18 protein-coding genes and 1 pseudogene are annotated in these 16,708 nt (G+C 61.1%); 11 read left to right on the plus strand and 8 right to left on the minus strand.

The features are described from left to right. Positions 1–21: 21 nt before the first annotated feature. The 7 genes and pseudogenes from J7557_RS17950 to J7557_RS17980 all read right to left on the minus strand — a co-directional run bounded on the left by J7557_RS17950 (position 22) and on the right by J7557_RS17980 (position 5,483). Positions 22–489, minus strand: a complete 468-nt coding sequence (locus J7557_RS17950) for a PTS sugar transporter subunit IIA (protein WP_291421403.1) — start codon at positions 487–489, stop codon at positions 22–24. 48 nt (positions 490–537) lie between these two features. Then, positions 538–1,107, minus strand: coding sequence for a ribosome-associated translation inhibitor RaiA (gene raiA / locus J7557_RS17955; protein WP_035084484.1), 570 nt, complete (start codon positions 1,105–1,107; stop codon positions 538–540). Between the two features lie 306 nt (positions 1,108–1,413). Next, the gene (gene rpoN, locus J7557_RS17960) at positions 1,414–2,922 is read right to left on the minus strand and encodes an RNA polymerase factor sigma-54 (protein WP_291421404.1); all 1,509 of its coding nucleotides are present in this window, start codon (positions 2,920–2,922) and stop codon (positions 1,414–1,416) included. A gap of 99 nt (positions 2,923–3,021) precedes the next feature. After that, positions 3,022–3,735: pseudogene (gene lptB, locus J7557_RS17965) on the minus strand (LPS export ABC transporter ATP-binding protein); the annotation flags it as partial. Positions 3,736–3,767: 32 nt separating this feature from the next. Further along, a complete protein-coding gene (locus tag J7557_RS17970) occupies positions 3,768–4,226 on the minus strand; it encodes an LptA/OstA family protein (protein ID WP_291421405.1) in 459 nt (152 codons plus the stop codon). Further along, positions 4,223–4,858, minus strand: coding sequence for a hypothetical protein (locus J7557_RS17975; protein ID WP_291421406.1), 636 nt, complete (start codon positions 4,856–4,858; stop codon positions 4,223–4,225). Before J7557_RS17975 ends, J7557_RS17970 begins: the two co-directional genes overlap by 4 nt. 10 nt (positions 4,859–4,868) lie before the next feature. Next, positions 4,869–5,483, minus strand: coding sequence for a ribonuclease D (locus J7557_RS17980; protein ID WP_291421407.1), 615 nt, complete (start codon positions 5,481–5,483; stop codon positions 4,869–4,871). A gap of 204 nt (positions 5,484–5,687) precedes the next feature. On the opposite strand from J7557_RS17980, the gene metK reads away from it, so the two are divergent. The 5 genes from metK to J7557_RS18005 all read left to right on the plus strand — a co-directional run bounded on the left by metK (position 5,688) and on the right by J7557_RS18005 (position 8,765). Next, complete coding sequence (metK, locus tag J7557_RS17985) at positions 5,688–6,944, plus strand: methionine adenosyltransferase (protein ID WP_291421408.1); 1,257 nt, start codon at positions 5,688–5,690, stop codon at positions 6,942–6,944. An 81-nt stretch (positions 6,945–7,025) separates the two neighbouring features. Then, positions 7,026–7,256: a DUF433 domain-containing protein gene (locus J7557_RS17990; protein ID WP_291421409.1), complete on the plus strand. Its 231-nt coding sequence runs from the start codon at positions 7,026–7,028 to the stop codon at positions 7,254–7,256. After that, a complete protein-coding gene (locus J7557_RS17995) occupies positions 7,256–7,585 on the plus strand; it encodes a DUF5615 family PIN-like protein (RefSeq protein WP_291421410.1) in 330 nt (109 codons plus the stop codon). The genes J7557_RS17990 and J7557_RS17995 overlap by 1 nt, the downstream gene beginning before the upstream one ends. After that, positions 7,582–8,286 (plus strand): tRNA (guanosine(46)-N7)-methyltransferase TrmB, encoded by a 705-nt coding sequence (gene trmB, locus J7557_RS18000; protein WP_291421411.1) that lies wholly within the window; start codon positions 7,582–7,584, stop codon positions 8,284–8,286. Before J7557_RS17995 ends, trmB begins: the two co-directional genes overlap by 4 nt. 110 nt (positions 8,287–8,396) lie before the next feature. Then, positions 8,397–8,765 carry a helix-turn-helix domain-containing protein gene (locus J7557_RS18005; RefSeq protein ID WP_291421412.1) on the plus strand — a complete coding sequence of 123 codons (369 nt, stop codon included), beginning with the start codon at positions 8,397–8,399 and terminating at the stop codon, positions 8,763–8,765. Between the two features lie 110 nt (positions 8,766–8,875). On the opposite strand, the gene J7557_RS18010 is transcribed toward J7557_RS18005, so the two are convergent. Next, a complete protein-coding gene (locus J7557_RS18010) occupies positions 8,876–9,163 on the minus strand; it encodes a hypothetical protein (protein ID WP_291421413.1) in 288 nt (95 codons plus the stop codon). A 240-nt stretch (positions 9,164–9,403) separates the two neighbouring features. On the opposite strand from J7557_RS18010, the gene J7557_RS18015 reads away from it, so the two are divergent. The 6 genes from J7557_RS18015 (at position 9,404) to J7557_RS18040 (ending at position 16,707) form a co-directional block, all read left to right on the plus strand. Further along, positions 9,404–10,069, plus strand: a complete 666-nt coding sequence (locus J7557_RS18015; protein ID WP_291421414.1) for a flavodoxin reductase — start codon at positions 9,404–9,406, stop codon at positions 10,067–10,069. Between the two features lie 129 nt (positions 10,070–10,198). Beyond that, complete coding sequence (rimP, locus tag J7557_RS18020) at positions 10,199–10,828, plus strand: ribosome maturation factor RimP (RefSeq protein ID WP_291421415.1); 630 nt, start codon at positions 10,199–10,201, stop codon at positions 10,826–10,828. Continuing rightward, entirely contained in the window at positions 10,829–12,433 is a 1,605-nt protein-coding gene (nusA, locus tag J7557_RS18025) for a transcription termination factor NusA (RefSeq protein ID WP_291421416.1), read from the plus strand. A 24-nt stretch (positions 12,434–12,457) separates the two neighbouring features. Beyond that, positions 12,458–13,147 carry an RNA-binding protein gene (locus J7557_RS18030; RefSeq protein WP_291421417.1) on the plus strand — a complete coding sequence of 230 codons (690 nt, stop codon included), beginning with the start codon at positions 12,458–12,460 and terminating at the stop codon, positions 13,145–13,147. 5 nt (positions 13,148–13,152) lie between these two features. Then, positions 13,153–15,990, plus strand: coding sequence for a translation initiation factor IF-2 (infB, locus tag J7557_RS18035; protein ID WP_291421418.1), 2,838 nt, complete (start codon positions 13,153–13,155; stop codon positions 15,988–15,990). 108 nt (positions 15,991–16,098) lie between these two features. Continuing rightward, entirely contained in the window at positions 16,099–16,707 is a 609-nt protein-coding gene (locus tag J7557_RS18040; protein WP_291421419.1) for an HAD-IA family hydrolase, read from the plus strand. The last annotated feature ends 1 nt before the right edge of the window (position 16,708 follow it).

Consider the following 16,708-nt stretch of genomic DNA (forward strand, 5'->3'; position numbering starts at 1 on the left):
TTATTTTCTCGTTCCTGCGACTCAGGCGGCGCAGGAATCTTCAAGCGGCGTCGTCAGCAGTGCATAGAGCCTCTTGACGTCGGTTTCCCGGCGCAGCTGGTCAATGACGCTTTCCGTACGCAAGAGCCGCGCCACGCGCGACAGAGCCTTCAGGTGGTCGGCACCGGCGCCGACAGGCGCGAGCAGCATGATCACCACGTCGACCGGTTGATCATCCACCGCATCGAAGTCGATGGGGGTGTCCAGGCGGGCAAAAACGGCGGTTACGCCATTGAGACCATTGAGCTTCCCATGGGGAATGGCAATGCCATTTCCGAGGCCGGTCGACCCCAATTCCTCGCGGCCGGCAATGGCCGCAAGGATATCGTTTTGGTCCTTGCCGGTGATCTCGGAAGCCTTTTTGGACAAGATGTCAAACAGCTGGCGCTTCGAGGTGACACCCGTACAGTCAAGTACGGCATCCTCTGCCAGAATGTCAGCCAATTCCATTAGTCTGCCTTGGGCTCTACTTCAGCTTTTCTACGGCAGTCGGGCTTATCAATTTGCCCCGAGAGCGGGATCAATCCAGCCTATATTGCCGTCCGCGCGGCGGTAGACCACATTCAGGCCGCCATGTCCAGCGTGGCGGAACATCACAACATTCTGACCCGAGAGGTCGAGCTCCATCACGGCCTCCTCGACACTCATCTGCCGCAGGTTCTTGGTGGTCTCGGCAACGACGGGCGGAGCATAGTCCTCATCGAGCTCGTCGAAGTCGTCCGAGGCCCCGAAAACGGTATATTGCGCGGTGACGCCATCGGCGCCATTGCCCTTGCGGTGCTGCTTGAGCTTGCGGTTGTAACGCCGCAGGCGCTTTTCGATATTGAGCGCCATGACTTCGAAGGCCGAGGTCGCATCTCCGCCCTGGGCGCTGGCCTGCAGGGTCGCGCCGGAATCGAGGTGGACAACGCAATCGGCACGGAAGCCGATGCCGTCTGGAGTGAGGGTCAGATGGCCGTCATAACCGCCGTCGAAATACTTTCCGACAACGGTGGAAAAGTGATCCTCCGCTTTACCGCGCAGAGCATCGCCAACATCCATGTTCTTTCCCGAAACGCGCAAGGCCATAGCTTCTTCTTCCTTTCGGTCGTGTGTTCGACGCAAGAGGTCCCGAAGCCGATCTCCCGGCATCCGGGTTCCTGCCTACTGTCACTACCATCATGTGGGGTGACAGACATGAGGATGCTAGACCCAGCCAAAGGCAGGGGCAATCAGCATCATGCCCGGCATGTCCAAATGAGAGGGTGACAGAGGGACGCGGCTCAATTAGCCTTCCCCCCGTGATCAAAGGCTGCCGGCAAGACCCCAACGCCGCAGCCCCGCTCCGCGGTTCCCGATCACGCCAGCGAACGAGACGATAGGACGCAGCCGGCTTCAGGCGATTTTCTGCAATGCCTTTTTCTGGCGACGGCGGATCACCGAAGAGGGGATATTCATCCCCTCGCGATATTTTGCGACAGTGCGCCGGGCGACGTCGATGCCCTGTTCCTTGCGCAGCAATTCGGCAATCGTGTCATCCGAAAGAATATCGCTAGCGACTTCCGCATCGATAAGCTGCTTGATCCGGTGGCGTACGGCCTCGGCCGAGTGATCACCGCCGCCATCGGCCGAAGCAATGGCCGTGGTGAAGAAGTATTTCATCTCGTAGAGACCGCGCGGCGTCGCCATATATTTGTTGGCGGTAACGCGACTCACCGTCGATTCGTGCATCTCGATTTCTTCAGCGACCATTTTGAGCGTCATCGGCTTCAAATGCGCCACGCCATGGGTCAGAAACCCATCCTGCTGGCGCACGATTTCGGCGGCCACTTTGGTAATGGTCTGGGCGCGCTGGTCGAGGCTCTTGGTCAACCAATTGGCCGTCTGCAGGCAATCGGACAAAAAGGTCTTTTCAGCGGTATCGCGGGTCTTCTTGGTCACGCTGGCATAGTAGACCCGATTGACCAGCACGCGGGGCAGCGTCTCGGTATTGAGTTCGATCTGCCAGCCGCCATCGGGTCCGGACCGCACAAAGACATCAGGCACCACCGCTTCGATCGGCGCACTGTCAAAGGCAAGGCCCGGCCTCGGATCGAGCAGACGCAATTCGCCCAGCATATCGGAGAGATCTTCGCGATCGCAGCCGACAGCCTTCATCAGCGCCGCCATATTGTGCTCGGCGACAAGACCGAGATTGTCGAGCAGGCGCTGCATCATCGGATCGAGCCGGTCGCGCTCGCGCAGCTGCAGCGCCATGCATTCGGCAACCGAACGGGCAAAGACGCCAATCGGGTCGCAGGTCTGCAGCGCCCCGAGCACGGCCTCGACGTCGCCGAGTTCGGCGCCGAGCAGTTCGGCCACGGCCTCGAGTTCGACGGTGAGATAGCCGGCCTCGTTGAGTCCGTCGATCAGGTGCTGACCGATCAGCCGGTCGGCCTGAGTGCGCAAGAGCATTTGCGCCTGGGCTTCAAGATGATCGGCAAGCCGCGGTCGCGAAGCCACAAACTGGTCGAGATCAGGCGCTTCACCGCCCTCGAAACTGCCATTGCGATCGGGCCCGCTGACACTACCCATCTCATTGGGATTAGATTCGGGAAAGACGTTCTCGACCGCGGTGTCATAGCCCTCGGCGATCTGGTCGGCATCCTTGATGCGATCGCCTTGGGCCACCGTATCCTCGTAGGCGCTGAGTTCAACCGCCCGCTCCGGGGCTTCGGCCGGTTCGACGTCGGCCGCGTCGCCGCCCTCTTCGCGCTCCAGCAGCGGATTGCGCAGGAGTTCGGCATCGACGAAATCGTTGAGTTCGAGATGGCTCAATTGCAGGAGCTTGATCGACTGCATGAGCTGCGGCGTCAGCGTCAGGCTTTGGGCCTGGCGAAACTCCAGCCGCGGCGAAAGTGCCATCTATTCAACCTCTTGGCGTGTCACTTTATACCCCGAAGGGCGGCTTCCCGCGCGCAACATGGCTGATTTCGTTGGGAAGGGCAAGTTCCGTGCCAGTTCCTAAAGTTCGAAGCTTTCGCCGAGATAGACGCGGCGGGCTTCGGGGCTGGCAGAAATGGTCTCGGGCTTGCCCTGAATCATCACCGAGCCGCCGTGAATAACATAGGCGCGATCGACCAGGCCCAGCGTCTCGCGCACGGCGTGGTCAGTGATCAGCACGCCGATACCGCGCTGTGTAAGCTGTCGCACCAGACCCTTCACTTCGGCCACCGCAATGGGATCAACGCCGGCAAAGGGCTCATCGAGCAGCATGAAGATCGGTTCGGCCGCCAGAGCCCGGGCAATCTCAACACGCCGCCGCTCGCCGCCCGAGAGCGACAGAGCATTTGATTTGGCGAGATGGGAAATGGAAAATTCGTCGAGCAATTGCTTGAGCCGCCGCTTGCGTTCGGCCCGGCCCCTCACGGTATTCTCGAGAATAGCCAGAATATTGCCTTCGACGCTCATGCCCCGGAAAATGGACGGTTCCTGGGGCAGATAGCCGACGCCGAGCTGGCCACGCTGAAAGAGCGGCAGGCGGGTAATATCATTTCCGTCAAGCTGAATGCGTCCCGCATCGGGCCGCACGAGGCCCATGATCATGGTGAAGACCGTGGTCTTGCCGGCGCCATTGGGACCCAGCAGGCCCACCGCCTCGCCGCGGCGCACGGCCAGGGACACATCGCGCACGACCGTGCGCTTGCCGAAACTCTTGGCCAGTCCTTGGGCGACGAGCCAGCCCGACTGGTCTATGCGCGGCTTCTCGCTCATTGGGTGGTGAAAGTCCCGGTGACGCGCCCGCCCTGGCTGGCGCTGAAGGTCGAGACATTAGTGGCGAGATTGACCACCAGCTCCTGCGCATTGACGCTACCGGCGGCATTGCTGACTTGTACATTGCCGGTCAGGCGCAGCAATTGATCGCCCGGCGAGAACACGGCGCGGTCCCCGGTTGCCGTCTGTTCGTCCGTCTCGAGTTTTACCTTGCCGGTCGCCTCAAAGCTCTTGATGTCGCTGGTGCCGCCATCGCCATAGGTGGCGACGACCTTTTCGGCCCAGACGTTCACCGTCGGGTGCTTGATCACGACATTGCCGGTGAACACCGCCTCCTTCGCACCCTCCTCAATGGTGAAACTGTCGGCCGAGATCTGCACCGCGGTCTGAGCCAGCGTGGGCGCAGAAAAAAGGGCCAAAAAAACAGCGATCAAAGCGAAGCGACTGCGATTCATTCCTGCTCTTCTCCCGGAGTAGCGGGCAAGGTGACGACCGCCTTGGTGAAAGTCCAGCGGTTATGCTCGGCCTCATGCACCAGTCCCTCGGCCTTAACGGTGGAACCGTCGGGATAGTTGATCACCACCGGACCATTGGAGGTCAGCGTCTGGCTGGCCCAGTCGAAAACCGAATCGCTGAGATGTCCGGAAATACCGCTCGATTCGCTGATTTCCGTGCCATTTTCGATGCGTATCTGCTGATTGACGGTGTCGAGAACGGCATCCGCAGCCGAAGCTTCGCGCCGCACCCCGTCCGTGCGCTCAAGCATCACCCGCACATTGGTCATGGTCACGAGATCGGTATTGTCGATGGCAGCGGCGGCTTCTTCGGCCCAGACGCGATAAGTCGAGCCATCGGTCAGCGTGCCGGCATATTCCGGCGTTTCGACCCGAATGCGATCGGGCGTCACCTCGATCTTGCCGATGCCGAAGCGCGCGCCAAAACTCGAAATCGTGATCTGGACCAGGAGGGCAATCAGCAACACCGAACCCACGGCCGGCACGGCAAACCGCAAGAGCCCCACCACGCGGTTGCGGCGGGTGAGGCGCTTATATTTGCGGGTCCGGCCGGGCTGATCGGCAAAGGCCAAGGGCTGTTCCTCAGCTATGAGCGAAAATATCCGTCTCCTGCCACCCCATCAGATCGAGGGCGCAACGGGTTTTCACGAAATCGAAGCAGGATTGCGCCAGTTCCATGCGATTCTCACGCTTGAGCATGCGATCGAGATGGCGTTTCAAATCATGGAGATAAAGAACGTCGGAGGCGGCATAGTCGAGCTGCGCATCGGTCAGCTTCTCATTGCCCCAGTCCGAGCTCTGCTGCTGCTTGCTGAGATCGACATTGAGCAGTTCGCGCGCCAATTCCTTGAGGCCATGCCGGTCCGTATAGGTCCGAACCAGTCGCGAGGCGATCTTGGTACAGTAGATCGGTCCGGTGACGACACCAAAACGCTGTTGCAGCACTGCAACGTCGAAGCGCGCATAGTGAAAGATTTTGGTGACGCCGGGATCGGTCAGGAGGCGAACCAGATTCGGCGCCTCGGTGGCGTTCTGCGGGATCTGGATGATGTCGGCACTGCCATCGCCGGGGGAAAGCTGCACGACGCAAAGCCGGTCGCGATGCGGATCGAGCCCCATGGTTTCCGTGTCGATCGCCACCTCGCGCCCGTAATTGGAGAGGTTTGGCAGATCGCCGCGATGCACTCTGATGGCCATGGTTTTTCCATTCTTCGGTTTTGCTTTCATTGGCACAGCAAGACGGCGATGGAAAGGCACACGCCAAGGCAAGAAATGCTCAACCCTGCGCATGGATCATATCAAGCTTTCTTTATATCCGCCTTGACCCGGTGGCCACATGGTGTCACTAAACGGTTAGTTTAGGCCGTTTTCGGCCATTTTTTGCATTATCGGAGCAGTTGCGTGGCCCGTTCGTCCTACCAATTTACCTCAGAGTCGGTCTCCGAGGGTCACCCAGACAAGGTCTGCGACCGGATTTCGGATGAAATCGTCGATCTGGTTTTCCGCGAGGCCAAGAAGGTCGGCATGGATGCGAGCCAGGTCCGCATCGCCTGCGAAACCCTCGCCACCACCAATCGCGTCGTCATTGCCGGCGAAGTGCGCGTGCCCGAAACGCTGCTGAAGAAGGACAAGGACGGCAAGGTCCTCAAGGACGCTTCCGGCGCCCCGATCGTCAGCCCATCAAAATTCAAGTCCGCCGCCCGCAAGGCTATCCGCGCCATCGGTTACGAACAGTCCGGCTTCCACTGGAAGACCGCCAAGATCGACGTGCTGCTGCATGGCCAGTCGGCCGATATCGCGCAGGGCGTCGATGAAAGCGGCAACAAGGATGTCGGCGCTGGCGACCAGGGTATCATGTTCGGCTACGCGTCGCGCGAAACCCCTGAACTGCTGCCCGCCCCGATCTACTACGCCCACAAGATCCTCGAAACCCTGACCGAAGCCCGCAAGGCCAACCATGGCCCCGCCGGCAAGCTTGGCCCCGACGCCAAGAGCCAGGTCACGGTGCGCTATGAAGACGGCCATCCGGTTGGCGTGACGCAGATCGTGCTGTCGACCCAGCATCTTGATGAAAGCCTGACCTCTTCGGATGTCCGGAAAATCGTCGAACCCTATATCCGCGAAGCCCTGCCGGAAGGCTGGATCAACGACGAAACCGTCTGGCACGTCAATCCGACGGGAAAATTCGTCGTCGGCGGTCCCGATGGCGATGCGGGCCTGACCGGCCGCAAGATCATCGTCGACACCTATGGTGGCGCAGCGCCGCATGGTGGCGGCGCATTTTCCGGTAAGGACCCCACTAAGGTCGATCGTTCGGCCGCTTATGCCGCGCGCTATCTTGCCAAGAACGTCGTTGCCGCCGGCCTTGCCGATCGCGCCACGATCCAGCTGAGCTATGCCATCGGTGTTGCCAAGCCGCTGTCGATCTATGTCGACCTGCACGGCACCGGCAAGGTCGATGAAGCAAAACTCGAAAAGGCACTGGCCGAGGTGATGGACCTGACCCCGCGTGGCATCCGCACCCATCTCGACCTCAACAAGCCGATCTATGCCAAGACCTCGGCCTATGGCCATTTTGGCCGCAAGCCGGGCCGTGATGGCAGCTTCTCCTGGGAGAAGACCGATCTCGTGAAGGCGCTGAAGGCGGCGGTGGCCTGAGGCCATCTTGCCGGCAGGCGCCGGGCTGGTTTACCCGGTCCGGCGCCCGCGGTATGATCTGGCGGCAATGTGGAGCCAGAAATGTCAGAACCCCGTGAACCGCGCATCGTCTCGACGCCCGGCGTCTGTGGCGGGCGGCCACGCCTCTTGGGAACGCGCCTAACAGTGCATGACATCCTGGGGGCCCTTGCCGCAGGCGACACGATCGATGAATTGCTCGTCGATTTTCCCGATCTGACGCGTGAAGATTTTTCGGCCGTGCTGCGTTATGCCGCCGATCTTCTGGACCATCAGGGCGTTGCTGCCGAGTAATGAAATTTCTGCTCGACGCAAATTTGCCGGCCCAGCTCGCCAGCGAATTTCACGCTGCCGGGCATGAATGTATGCATATGGAATCACTGTTGCCTCGATATTCACCCGATACGAAAATCGCACAGATTGCCAATGAAACGGGCGCGGTCCTGGTCAGCAGAGATGCCGACTTTGTTGAATTCTCCAGAACCGGCCTCCTGGCTGTTCCACTTGTCTGGATTCGGCTGGGCAATCTCCGCCGTGCGGCAATCGCTGCCGCGGTTCGGGTCAGGTTGCCGGCAATTGTCGGCGCCATCCAAGCCGGCGAGAAGGTGGTGGTTCTGCGATGACCGACCACCAGCTTCCCAAAACCCGTGATGGCGAACCGCGCGCCTTTTTCGGCCGCCGCTCCGGCAAGAAACTGCATGGCGGCCAAAAAGCCATGGTCGAAGAGACCCTGCCCGAACTCGAAATCGCGCTGGCCGATCACCTCGATCCCAAAACCCTCTTTCCCGAAGCCAAGCGCTTGGTCATCGAGATCGGCTATGGCGGCGGCGAGCATCTGGCGCGCAAGGCAGAGGAAGAACCGGAAACCGGCTTTATCGGCTGCGAAGTCTTTACCGGCGGCATCGGTAAGATGGTACAGGCGGCGATTGCCAAGAATCTGCGCAATGTCCGGCTTTTCACCGACGATGCGCTAAAACTCCTCATCACGCTGCCTGATGCCAGCATTGACGCGGTTTATCTGCTCTATCCCGATCCCTGGCCGAAGACACGCCACCACAAGCGCCGCTTCGTTTCGCCGGTGACGCTCAAGGAACTGGCCCGCGTCATCCGCCCAGGCGGAAAATTCCACTTTGCCAGCGATATCGAGGATTATGCCAATTGGACCCTCGCTCATATCGTGCGCGAGCCCGAATTTTCCTTCGCGCCCGAAGCACCGGGTTCATGGCACGTGCCTTATCCCGGCTGGCAGCCGACGCGTTACGAGCAAAAGGCGCGGCGCGAAGGCCGGATGATCAGCTTCTATTTCACATTTGATCGGCGCTAATTCTTAACCGTTTCATGACGGCGAACGACAAGTTCGCTCGTCGCGGCACTGGACCTTTGGCAATCGCTCCCCATATCGGCTGCACGCCGACCGGTTCCGGAGCCTCAAAAATGTCCAGCACGCTTTCCTTTTCGCACGAGGACAATAGCTTCCTGGCGATGCGAACGGGAAAATGGACGCTGGTCGTGGTGGCGGAATTGAGCACCGGCACGCGGCGCTTCAACGAATTGCGTCGCGCCATGGACGGGATTTCCCAGAAAACCCTGGCGGCCACGCTGCGCGAACTCGAGCGCGACGGTTTTATTTCCCGCACGGCCTTTGCGACCATTCCACCGCGGGTGGATTATGCCTTGACCGAATTGGGCCAGGACCTGCTCGATCTCGTCGATGCCTGCCGAGCTTTCGTGGTGCGCAATCGCGACGCCGTCGCCGCCGCACGGCAGAATTTCGATCTGTCGAACAATATCAGCCTCCGCTAGGGAAGGCTTCGGGCGCCGCCGAAGACCGGCAGCGCCAGGAGCGTCTGACCCAGAGCGCCTCCGGGAAGGGTGATTCACCCTTCCAGCCGAAGGCGCGACGGGCGGAGAGGTTAGAGGCCGACAGGAGCAAGGCTGTCAGCGTCGAAAAGCTGCATGGCCTGGGTGCCGTCGTCCTGAACCACGAAGGCGCGGATCTTGCCGTTCCATTCTTCGATCGAGGTGGCGTTGATGCCCTTTTCATGGAGGCGCAGCAGCGTATAGTCGTTGGCGACTTCGTCGGTCAGGTAGCTGGTATCGACATCGGTGGATTCGACCGGAGCGGGAGCGGCGAATGCCGGCAAGGCAGCGCCGGCAACGAGGACGGCGGTGGTCAGGGCAAGGATGCTGTTCTTGATCATTTTGGGTGTTCCTTTCGTTTGAACACACCAGAGATGGGCCGCCAAAATTCGGCTCCAAGACACGAAAAACAAGAATCTTGCTCTTGAAAGAAGCTGCAACGCCCCGACGGTTTCACAAGTAAATCAGGTGGTTACAAAGACACCCGGTTGTCGCGAGGGAACCGGGTAACCTCAAGGTGCCTCATCCCCGGAACCGCCGGTCAGGCTTAGGGTTGTGCTCATGGCAGCGAGGAGAAAGCCATGCAGATCAGCGTCAAAATACTCGATACCGTACCCGTCACCCACAATGTCAGGCACTACCGGCTGGAACGCCCCAAGGGCTACAATTTTTCGCCCGGCCAGGCGACCGAGGTCAGCATCGATCGCGGCGGCTGGCAAGACAAGAAGCGCCCGTTCACCTTCACCTGCCTCCCCGATGCGGACAATCTCGAATTCACCATCAAGAGCTATTTCGACCATAGCGGGGTCACCAACGAGCTCTGGTCGCTCGGGGCGGGCGACAAGCTGATCCTGCGCGATGTCTGGGGCACGATCCAATATCGCGGGCCCGGCACCTTCATTGCCGGCGGCGCGGGCGTCACGCCCTTTATCGCCATTTTGCGCCATCTCAATGCCACGGGAAAAATCGCCGGCAACCGGTTGATCGTCTCCAACCAGACCGAAAAAGACATCATCCTGCGCGATGAATTCGAGGCCATGGAGGGGCTCGAAACGCTCTGGACCGTCACCAATGACCAGAAGTCGAAATTGCTGCAGGAGCGGATCGACGCCGATTTCCTCAGGCGCCATATCGACAATTTCGACCAGAATTTTTATCTGTGCGGGCCCGACCCCATGGTGAAAGACCTGCGCGACTTTCTTGAGGAGCTTGGCGCCAATGTCTCCAATGTGACCTGGGAGAGATAGCGGGAGCTAGCCTATCAGCTCCGAACTTGCCTTTTGCCGGGAGCGGGGCTATATGAGGCCAACATCGTTGCTCTCATACAGAGAGTGGTGCCCTGACCGGCCCCGCTCTTTTTGCTTATCTGGGACCCAATGGCTTTCGATCTCACCGAGAAACGCTACATCAAGGAAACCGGCCTCGAAGCCCGAATTTCGCGCATTGTCGAGCCTGTTGCCAATGGCCTCGGCTATGCGCTGGTGCGCGTGAAAATCACCCCGGAAAATGGCTGCACCCTGCAGATCATGGCCGAGGACGAGAATGGCCGCTTCAACATCAATGACTGCGAGGCCCTCTCCAAGGATCTCTCGCCGGTCCTCGATGTCGAAGATCCCATCGACCGCGAATATCATCTCGAAGTTTCCTCCGCCGGCATCGACCGCCCGCTGGTGCGCAAGCGCGATTTCGAGCGCTTCCTGGGCCATGAGGCCAAGGTCGAACTCCTCGACATGATCAATGGCCGCAAGCGTTTCCGCGGCGACATCATTGCCGTGGACGACGAGGGCGTGACCATCCGCCTGCCCGACGCTCCGGGCGGCACCGACCCCGACCACAAGCTCAGCTTCCCGACCATTGCGGATGCGAAGCTCGTAATGACCGACAAATTGATGGACATGGCGCGCGCCGATCAGGAATTGCATCCGATCGACGACGATGAGACCGAAACGGTCGAATATGCCGATGCCGACAATGACGACGAAGACGTCTCCAAGGAGAACAACTAAATGGCCGTTAGCGCGAATCGCCTTGAGCTGTTGCAGATCGCTGATGCCGTCGCCCGTGAAAAGTCGATCGACCGTATGGTCGTGATCGAGGCGATGCAGGATGCCATGGAAAAGGCCGCCAAGGGCCGCTATGGCGCCGAGACCGAGATCAAGGTCGAGATCAATCCACGCTCGGGCGAAACCCGCATGTGGCGCCTGCTTGAAATCGTCGACGACGTCGAAGAGCCGAGCCGCCAGGTCGACCTCAAGTTCGCCAAGACCAAGTCTCCGGAAGCCAAGGTCGGCGATTTCCTCACCGAGCCGCTGCCGCCGATGGAATTCGGCCGCATTGCCGCCCAGTCGGCCAAGCAGGTCATCGTGCAGAAGGTGCGCGATGCAGAACGTGACCGCATGTTCGAGGAATATACCGGCCGCGTCGGCGAAATCGTCAACGGCACCGTCAAGCGCGTCGAATATGGCAATGTCATCGTCGATCTCGGCCGAGGCGAAGCCATCATCCGCCGCGACGAATTGATCCCGCGCGAAATGTTCCGCTATGGCGATCGCGTCCGCGCCTACATCTATGACGTGCGTCGCGAACAGCGCGGTCCGCAGATCTTTTTGTCCCGTACGCACCCGCAGTTCATGGCAAAACTGTTCATGCAGGAAGTGCCCGAAATCTATGATGGCGTTATCACCATCCGCTCGATCGCCCGCGATCCGGGCTCGCGCGCCAAGATCGCCGTGACCTCCAACGACTCGTCCATCGATCCCGTCGGCGCGTGCGTTGGTATGCGTGGTTCGCGCGTTCAGGCCGTGGTCGCTGAACTTCAGGGCGAAAAGATCGACATCATTCCCTGGACAGATACCATTGCCGATCTCGTGGTTTCGGCCCTGCAGCCGGCCGATGTCGCCAAGGTCGTTCTCGACGAACAGGCCGAGCGCATCGAAGTCGTGGTGCCCGACGAGCAGCTGTCGCTCGCCATCGGCCGCCGCGGCCAGAATGTGCGCCTCGCGAGCCAGCTCATCGGCTGGGATATCGACATCCTGACCGAGCAGGAAGAGAGCGAACGTCGCCAGAAGGAATTCACCGAGCGTTCGACTTTGTTCATGAACGCCCTTGACGTTGACGAGATGGTTGCCCAGCTATTGGCTTCGGAGGGCTTCTCGTCGGTCGAAGAGCTCGCCTATATCGAGCCCAACGAAATCGCCTCCATCGAAGGCTTTGACGAAGAGACGGCCGGCGAAATCCAGAACCGCGCCGCCGAATATCTTGCCGAGATCGAGCGCAAGTTCGATGACGAGCGTATCGCGCTCGGCGTCGACGAAGAGCTCTATGAAATACCAGGCCTCAACGCCGCCATGCTCGTGGCGCTTGGCAAGGAAGACATCAAGACCGTGGAAGACTTTGCCGGTTGCGCCGCTGACGATCTCGTCGGCTGGAGCGAACGCAAGGACGGTGAAACCAAGCGCTTCGAGGGTACTTTCAAGGACTTCCCCGTGAGCCGCGAAGAAGCCGAAGACATGATTCTCCAGGCGCGCCTGCGTGCCGGCTGGATCAGCGCCGACGAAGTTGCTGCCCAGGAAGGCGATGTGGGTGGCGAAGCCGAGGAGGAAGCGGTCTAAGGACCGCTTTCTTGAGGTGATGTCTTGGCCCGGCGCGAAGAAACTATAAGGACGTGTGCTCTCACCCGGCTCGAAAAGCCGGTTGAGGAGCTGATCCGTTTCGTGCTGGGTCCCGACGGGACCATCGTGCCCGATACCGATGCCAAGGCCGAAGGGCGCGGGGTCTGGATTACCCTGAGCCATGAGGCCGTCGCCGAAGCCGTGCGCAAAAAGGCTTTTGCGAGGAGCCTGAAAGAAAACGTCACGGTGCCGCCCGATCTTGCGGACCTGACGCGGCTCAGGCTCGAACAGAGATTTACCTCGGCCCTCGCCATGGCGAAAAAGGCCGGCCAGTTCACCTCCGGCGGCATGAAGGTGAAAAGTGCCATCGAAGGTGGCCAGCTCATCGCACTGCTCTCGGCAACCGATGGCGCGGCCGATGGCAAGAACAAGATGCTGGGGGCCCTGCGCGCCCTCAATCACGCCCGCCGCGAGGGCAGCGCAGTCGGCCCGCAAGTGCCCCATTTCGAATTGCTCTCAAGCGTGCAATTGGGTTTGGCACTTGGACTAGAAAATGTGATACATGCTGCCCTCATGACAGGGGCGGCAGCCCAATCGGCATTGGACAAGGCCAATAGACTGGCCCGCTACAGTGCCAATCCAACGGATAACGACACCGACCGCCCTGCGGTAACCGGTGTGCTTTTGTCCGTGGAACAGGACGAAAGACGATAGGAAGTATGGCTGATAACGACGACAAGCGTTCTGACGATTCTGGCGCCAAGAAGACGCTGACCCTCAAGGGGGGTCCGGGTCTGGGCAATCGCGCCGGCACGTCGCGCGGCCCCTCGCGTGCGACGGTGGTCGTGGAGAAGCGAACGCGCGTGGTTCCAAAACCCGCCGGCGTCCCCTCGGGCGCACCGGCCGGTGGCGGCCGCCCAGGCGGTTCGGGTCGTCCCGGCCAGGGCCGCCCCATGCAGACCCAGCGCCCGGCGCTCGGTCTTTCGGCTGCTGAGGCCGAAGCCCGCCAGCGCGCCCTGGCTCTCGCCGGCGCCCGCGCTGCCGAGGACAAGGAGCGTTTTGCGGCCGAAGAAGCCCGCCGCATCGAGGACGACAACCGTCGTCGCCAGATCCGCGAAGAAGCCGCGCGCCAGGAAGAAGAACGCCGCCAGGCCGACGAGGCCCGCCGCGTCGAGGAAGAGGCTGCCTCCCGCGCTGCCGAAAGCCCGGCTCCGGCCGCTCGTGAACCCGAGCCGGCCCGCGAGCCCTTCGTTCCGGCCAGCCAGCGCAATCCCGGCCCGTCGCAGGTTCGCACCGTTGCCGGCCGTCCCGGCCAGTCGGCGCGTCCGCAGCGCAGCGAACGCCCGTCCAACGAGCGTCCGTCCAATACGCGCCCCGACGGCGAACGTCCGAACCCCAATGCCCGTCCGACCGGCAATACGCGCCCGGCAGGCTCCACCGGCACGCGCCCGGCAGGCACGGGCGCCCGCCCGGCCGGCGATCGTCGCCCCGCCGGTGCCGGCATGGCCCCGATCGGCAATGTGCCGCCCGCCGCCCCGAGCGAGGCCGATGGCCGCCGCATCCGTACCGGTGCGCCGCAGCAGCGTCCGACGACCGAGGCCGAACTCGAAAATGCCCGTCGCGCCTCGCGTGCTCAGCCCGAGCGCCCGTCGCGTCGTGGCGATGAAGGTGCAGCCCGTGGCCGCCTGACGGTTTCGAGCGCCACGACCGAAAGCGATAGGGATCGCGGTCCGTCGCTCGCCGCCATGAAGCGCCGTCGCGACAAGAAGATGGGCCGCAACCAGCAGGATGCGCCAAAGCTCAGCCGCGAAGTGGTCATTCCGGAAGTCATCACGGTGGGCGAACTCGCCAACCGCATGGCCGAACGCTCCGTCACCGTCATCAAGATGCTGATGCAGCAGGGCAATATGGCCAAGATCACCGATGTGATCGATGCCGATACGGCTGAACTGATCGCCGGCGAACTCGGCCACACCGTCAAGCGCGTGTCCGAAGCCGACGTCGAAGAAGGTCTCTTCGATCTTCCCTCCGACGACAAGGCCGAGGATCTGACCGATCGTGCGCCCGTCGTGACCATCATGGGTCACGTCGACCACGGCAAGACCTCGCTCCTCGACGCGATCCGCGAAGCCAATGTGGTTTCGGGTGAAGCCGGTGGCATCACCCAGCATATCGGCGCTTATCAGGTCGAAAAGAACGGCACCAAGATCACCTTCCTCGACACCCCGGGCCACGAGGCGTTCACCGCCATGCGTGCCCGCGGCGCCCAGGCAACGGATATCGCGGTGCTGGTCGTGGCGGCCGATGACGGCGTCATGCCGCAGACCATCGAATCCATCAAGCACGCCAAGGCGGCTGGTGTTCCGATCATCGTGGCCATCAACAAGATGGACAAGCCGGACGCCAATCCCCAGCGCGTACGCACGGAACTGCTTCAGCACGAAGTGTTCGTGGAAACCATGGGCGGCGACGTGCTCGATGTGGAAGTGTCGGCCAAGACCCGTGCCGGTCTCGACAAACTGCTCGAAACCATCCTGCTGCAGGCCGAAGTCCTCGAACTCAAGGTCGCCCGTGACGGTCGCGCCGAAGGTATCGTGGTCGAAGCCAAGCTCGATCGCGGTCGCGGCGCCGTGGCTACCGTTCTCGTCCAGCGCGGTACGCTGCGCGTCGGCGACATTCTCGTCGCCGGCACCGAGTTCGCCAAAGTTCGTGCCCTCATCAACGACAAGGGCGAGCAGGTCAAGGAAGCCGGTCCTTCGGTCCCGGTGGAAGTTTTGGGCTTTACCGGCGTGCCCTCGGCCGGCGATCGTTGCTCGGTCGTCGAAACCGAAGCGCGTGCCCGCGAAGTCACCGAATACCGTCAGCGCGCCATTCGTGAAAAGACGGCCGGCGGCGGCGCCACCAGCCTCGAGCAGATGATGAATCAGCTCAAGGCCAATGGCATCGCCAAGTTCCCGCTGATCATCAAGGGTGACGTGCAGGGTTCGGTGGAAGCCATCGTTGCTTCGCTCGACAAGCTCGGCACCGACGAAGTGTCGGCGCAGATCCTGCATCAGGGCGTCGGTGGGATCACCGAATCCGACGTGACGCTGGCAACGGCTTCCAAGGCCGTCATCATCGGCTTCAACGTCCGCGCCAACAAGCAGGCCCAGGATCTGGCGACCCGCGAAGGCATCGAAATCCGCTACTACAACATCATCTACGACCTCGTGGATGACGTTAAGTCGGCCATGTCCGGTCTTCTGGCGCCCGAGCGCCGTGAAACCTTCATCGGCTACGCGAAAATCCTCGAAGTCTTCCAGATTACCAAGGTCGGCAAGGTTGCCGGCTGTCAGGTCACCGAAGGCATTGTGGAACGCGGCGCCGGCGTGCGTTTGCTGCGCGACAACGTCGTCATCCACGAAGGCAAGCTCAAGACGCTCAAGCGCTTCAAGGACGAAGTCAAGGAAGTGCAGACCGGTCAGGAATGCGGCATGGCCTTCGAGAACTACGAAGACATCCGCGCCAACGACGTCATCGAATGCTTCCGTGTCGAGACTGTGCAGCGCACGCTCTAAAACGCTGCCAGACAAGAAAATTAAAGGGCGTGGCCATCGGCCGCGCCCTTTTTGTTTGTGCCCTTCGCTGCCATCTTCCTAAGATCGCGGCGCGGAGGAGAGAGCAGCATGCAGATCATCATGATGGACGTCGACGGCGTCATCGTTTCCGGTCGCCCCAAGGACGGCGCACACCTTTTTACCGACCTCGAAGCCGATCTCGGCATCTCGGCGCCGACCCTGCAACGCGAGTTTTTCAAACCGCGCTGGCCTGATATCATCACCGGACGCAAGGCGCTCCTCCCTGAACTCGCCGAGTTCCTTACCGACATTGCGTCAGCCGTCTCTGCTCAAACCCTGATCGACTACTGGTTTGAAAATGACTCCCGGCTCGTTGAAGCCGTTATCGACGACATGGCAAAACTGCGAGCCAAGGGGCTTGGGGTCTATCTCGCGACGAACCAGGAGCATATGCGTGCCACCTATCTGATGGAGGTCATGGGCCTTGCCGGCCAGGTCGATGGCATTTTCTATTCGGCCGCCATTGGCCATCGGAAACCCAGCGAGCAATTTTACCGGCACATTCAGGAGACGCTCGTCGCCTCGCCCCAGGACATCACGCTCGTCGATGACACGGAAGAAAATGTCATCGCCTCACGGGCCCGCGGATGGAACGCCATTCACTGGCGGGCGAACATGTCGTTGCTAGACGAACTCGCCCAAATCCCCAGCGAATAGC

The sequence above is a fragment of the Devosia sp. genome, from assembly GCF_017744655.1.
Lineage (GTDB): Bacteria > Pseudomonadota > Alphaproteobacteria > Rhizobiales > Devosiaceae > Devosia.

Coding starts and splice junctions, on each gene's coding strand:
- J7557_RS17950 (WP_291421403.1), bottom strand. CDS start 489: ATGGAATTGGCTGACATTCTGGCAGAGGATGCCGTACTTGACTGTACG.
- raiA (WP_035084484.1), bottom strand. CDS start 1,107: ATGGCCTTGCGCGTTTCGGGAAAGAACATGGATGTTGGCGATGCTCTG.
- rpoN (WP_291421404.1), bottom strand. CDS start 2,922: ATGGCACTTTCGCCGCGGCTGGAGTTTCGCCAGGCCCAAAGCCTGACG.
- J7557_RS17970 (WP_291421405.1), bottom strand. CDS start 4,226: ATGAATCGCAGTCGCTTCGCTTTGATCGCTGTTTTTTTGGCCCTTTTT.
- J7557_RS17980 (WP_291421407.1), bottom strand. CDS start 5,483: ATGGCCATCAGAGTGCATCGCGGCGATCTGCCAAACCTCTCCAATTAC.
- J7557_RS17990 (WP_291421409.1), top strand. CDS start 7,026: ATGTCAGAACCCCGTGAACCGCGCATCGTCTCGACGCCCGGCGTCTGT.
- J7557_RS17995 (WP_291421410.1), top strand. CDS start 7,256: ATGAAATTTCTGCTCGACGCAAATTTGCCGGCCCAGCTCGCCAGCGAA.
- trmB (WP_291421411.1), top strand. CDS start 7,582: ATGACCGACCACCAGCTTCCCAAAACCCGTGATGGCGAACCGCGCGCC.
- J7557_RS18005 (WP_291421412.1), top strand. CDS start 8,397: ATGTCCAGCACGCTTTCCTTTTCGCACGAGGACAATAGCTTCCTGGCG.
- J7557_RS18010 (WP_291421413.1), bottom strand. CDS start 9,163: ATGATCAAGAACAGCATCCTTGCCCTGACCACCGCCGTCCTCGTTGCC.
- J7557_RS18015 (WP_291421414.1), top strand. CDS start 9,404: ATGCAGATCAGCGTCAAAATACTCGATACCGTACCCGTCACCCACAAT.
- rimP (WP_291421415.1), top strand. CDS start 10,199: ATGGCTTTCGATCTCACCGAGAAACGCTACATCAAGGAAACCGGCCTC.
- nusA (WP_291421416.1), top strand. CDS start 10,829: ATGGCCGTTAGCGCGAATCGCCTTGAGCTGTTGCAGATCGCTGATGCC.
- infB (WP_291421418.1), top strand. CDS start 13,153: ATGGCTGATAACGACGACAAGCGTTCTGACGATTCTGGCGCCAAGAAG.
- J7557_RS18040 (WP_291421419.1), top strand. CDS start 16,099: ATGCAGATCATCATGATGGACGTCGACGGCGTCATCGTTTCCGGTCGC.